Source organism: Nocardia sp. NPDC060220 (genome assembly GCF_042727815.1).
GTDB lineage: Bacteria > Actinomycetota > Actinomycetes > Mycobacteriales > Mycobacteriaceae > Nocardia.
Genome location: NZ_JBHWZY010000714.1, coordinates 1 through 3,618, shown reverse-complemented (window position 1 = coordinate 3,618; position 3,618 = coordinate 1). Strand labels below are relative to the sequence as shown.

Genomic DNA, 3,618 nt, shown 5'->3' with positions numbered 1-3,618 from the left:
GACGCGCGGCGCGACGACGAGAATTCGTCGGCGTGTCGCCCGTGCGGGCGTGTCCACCGGAGCGCGTGCGCGGCTCGTGCGCCGGACGTTCACGGCGCGGCGCGCCGCCACGGCCCGCTTCGGCGGCCGGAGCGCCACCGGTGCGCGGACGACGAGTACGCCCGCCCCCGTTCGCCGAGCGGGTCGGCTGCGCGGGGGCGACCGGCGCGGCCAGTGCGATCCCACTGGGCTTGCGAGCGCCGGTGATCTCCACCAGGTTCCGGTCGCCGGGGCGCACGTCGACACCGTCGGTGCGCACGCCCGCCTTGCGGGTCATCGCGGCGACGTCCTTGCGCTCCTCGTCGGTGACGAGGGTGACCACGACACCGTCCTCCCCGGCGCGCGCGGTGCGCCCGGCACGGTGCAGGTAGGCCTTGTGCTCGGCGGGCGGGTCGAAGTGCACGACCAGCGAGACACCGTCGATGTGGATACCGCGCGCGGCGACGTCGGTGGTGACCAGCACCGGCACCGACCCGTCGGCGAAGGCCGCCAGGGTGCGCACACGGTTGTTCTGTGCCTTGCCACCGTGCAGCGAGCCCGCGTCGACGCCGGCGCCGCGCAGCTGCTTGGCCAGGCGGTCGGCGCCGTGCTTGGTACGCACGAACATGATGGTCAGGCCCTCACGCGCGGCGATCTCGGTGGCCACGGTGCGCTTGATGTTCTTGTCGCGCACGTAGAGCAGGTGGTGGGTCATGGTGCTCACCGAGGCCTCGGCGGGCGCGGTCGAGTGGGTCACCGGGTTGTGCATGTAGCGCTTGACCAGCTTGTCCACATCACCGTCGAGGGTGGCCGAGAACAGCAGGCGCTGACCCTGTTTCGGGGTGCGGTCGAGCAGGCGGGTGACCTGGGGCAAAAAGCCCATGTCGGCCATGTGGTCGGCCTCGTCGAGCGCGGTGATCGTCACGTCCGACAGGTCGGCGGCGCGCTGCTTGATCAGGTCGTCGAGGCGACCGGGGGTCGCGATGAGCAGGTCGACACCGCGGGCGAGGCGGTCGGCCTGACGCTTGATCGGTGCGCCACCGACGACGGAGGCCACGCGCAGGCCCAGCGAGCGGGCGGCGTCTTCCAGGGCCTTCTCGATCTGAGTGGCCAGTTCGCGAGTCGGTACCAGTACCAGGCCGCGCGGGCGACCGGGCTTGGACTGCGAGCCCTCGGCCAGGCGGGTCAGCATCGGCAGGCCGAAGGCGAGGGTCTTGCCCGAGCCGGTCGGGCCGCGACCGAGCACGTCACGCCCGGACAGGGCGTCGCCGATCGTGGCGGCCTGGATGGGGAAGGGCTTGTCGATGCCCGCGTTGCGCAGGGTCTGCACCAGTTCGACGGGCAGGCCGAGTTCGGCGAAGGTCGGTTCGTTGGGCACGGCAGAGTTGGTCAAGGTGGCCTTTCGTTGGGCTGCGAATCGCGCCGAACGATGATCGGCGCCGATTACCCGAATACGCGCCTCGGCGTGAGCGGGGTGCGGCCCAGCAGGAAGGACCGGTCTCCCAGGATAGGCGTGTTCGGGCTCGGTTGGGTAAACAGGCTGGTCAGCGAAGTGGTTGTGGCAAGGTCTGTGCCGCTGCGCAGCAGGGAGCGGTGGTGCGGTCGGCGCCTAGGCCGCACGGGGGGAGAACCAGCGGCGGATCGCCAGGTCAGCCGCGGAAGAGCCGGTTGAGCTCCTGCAGCCACGGCACCGCGACGGCCAGTGTCGGCACGACCAGAATCGCGGCCGAGCCGAGGTAGGCGGCGGTGGCGACTCTCACGTCTCCAGTGGTGCTCGCGAGCCGCTGGATGCGGATCAGGGTGCTCGGTCCGCCCGCGGCGAGCGCGCCCTGCGGTGCGGTGGACTTGGCGCAGGCGATCAGGGCGCGGGCCAGCGGCTTGGGCCCGGTGACCTTCACCGCGGAGTCGTCGGCGAGTAGTTCGATGAGCAGTTTCACCTGGCCGAGCGCGGCCTTGCTGCGGACAACCCGGGGAAAAGCCTCGTGCACGGCGGTGAACGCCTCGAGCACCAGATCGTGGCGTGCGCGCAGGTGTGAGCGTTCGTGGCTCACGATGGCGGTGACCTCGGAGTCGTCGAGGCTGGTCAGCGTGCCTTCGCTGATCACCACCCGCTGGCGAAGGCCCGGCAGGCAGTAGGCGATGGGTTCGGTGGCGGCCAGCACGCGGATGTCGGCGGCGCGGCGCACCGGACCGCTCTGATCGAGCAGGTCGACCAGCATGCGATGACGGGAGCGGCGGCGCCGGGTGTGCACGCCGACGCGCACGATCGAGAACATCAGCCGGGCGCCGACCATCAGGGTCAGGGCGAAGACCAGCACATACAGCGTCCACAGCGGCAGACCGAGCGCGTCGATCTCCTGGGTGGGCGAGGTGGTGGGCCGACCGTCAGGGCCGGGCACGAGCAGCAGGCTGGCGATGGCCAGCCCCGATCCGAAGGCGCTGAGCACGGCGGCCAGCGCGATCGCCTGCCACAACACCAGCGCCGCGCGTGGGCTGCGGTGCACCCAGGTAGCGCGACTGAGCAGCGCTGGTACCGGCCCTGCGAGAAGCAAGGCGAGACCAGCAAAGACTGCCGCGGTTGCGTTCATCGACTCTGCTCACTGCGTTGTGGGGCCAGGGGCGCTCACTCCATTGTGAGAGCCGCCAGGGAGTCTAGCCGCTGTTTTCGTCGGATTCGAGCTTGGCGAGTGCCTCGCGCAGCGCATCCGCTTCGTCTTTGCCCACTTGCTCCACGAAGTGCACCAGCGCCGCGGCGCGACTACCTGCGGCGTCGGCCTGTTGCAAGGCGTCGACCATCAGGCTCGCGACCAGTTCGTCGCGGCTGTGAACCGGTGCGTATCGATGCGCGCGATCGTCGCGTCGCTGAACCACCAGGTCCTTCTTCGCCAGTCGTTGGAGCACCGTCATCACCGTGGTGTACGCGAGCTCGCGCCGCGCGGCCAGCGCTTCGTGGACCTGCCGCACCGTCAGTGGCTCATCGGCCGACCACAACTGGTCCATGACCGCTTTTTCGAGTTCGCCGAGACCTGCCATCCCACCGATTTTACGGCCTCAACGACAAACATGCGTACTACAGATTGTCGTAACGGGGTGTTTGCTGTGTGTCATTCGTCATACCCGACCGCGCCGTGCACGTGCCGGGTGCCGATCGGGACGATCATCGGCCGCCCCGAGACCGGATCTGTCAGGACGGTGGCCTCGAGCCCGAAGACCTCGGCGAGCAGTTCGGCAGTGACGATGTCGGCCGGTTTGCCTCGCGCCACGATCGCGCCCGCGCGCATCACCACGAGCTCGTCGCTGTAGCGGATGGCGAGGTTGAGATCGTGCAGCACCATCACCACCGTGCGCCCGAACTCGGCGTGCAGGCGGTCGACGAGGTCGAGGACTTCCAGCGAGTGCGCGAGATCGAGGTAGGTGGTCGGCTCGTCGAGGAGCAGGATGTCGGTGCCCTGGGCCAGCGCCATGGAGATCCAGGCGCGCTGGCGCTGGCCGCCGGAGAGTTCGTCGAGGGTCCGGTCGGCCAGGTCGGCGATACCGGTCTGGGCCAGCGCGGCCGCGACCTCGGTCTCGTCGTCGGCCGACCACTGCCGCAACCAGGAC

Annotated in this window: 4 protein-coding genes; all 4 read right to left on the bottom strand. The window is 69.9% G+C overall.

Annotated features, from left to right (window positions below; translation table 11 throughout):
* Positions 1–1,411 (bottom strand): DEAD/DEAH box helicase (locus ACFWF3_RS28290; protein ID WP_379316513.1); only part of this gene is annotated, 1,411 nt, incomplete at its 3' end.
* 256 nt (positions 1,412–1,667) lie between these two features.
* Positions 1,668–2,606, bottom strand: a complete 939-nt coding sequence (locus ACFWF3_RS28285; protein WP_379316511.1) for a M56 family metallopeptidase — start codon at positions 2,604–2,606, stop codon at positions 1,668–1,670.
* Positions 2,607–2,670: 64 nt separating this feature from the next.
* A complete protein-coding gene (locus ACFWF3_RS28280) occupies positions 2,671–3,060 on the bottom strand; it encodes a BlaI/MecI/CopY family transcriptional regulator (protein WP_279537543.1) in 390 nt (129 codons plus the stop codon).
* 62 nt (positions 3,061–3,122) lie between these two features.
* On the bottom strand, positions 3,123–3,618 hold a 496-nt coding region (locus ACFWF3_RS28275; protein WP_379316509.1), incomplete at its 5' end, for an ABC transporter ATP-binding protein.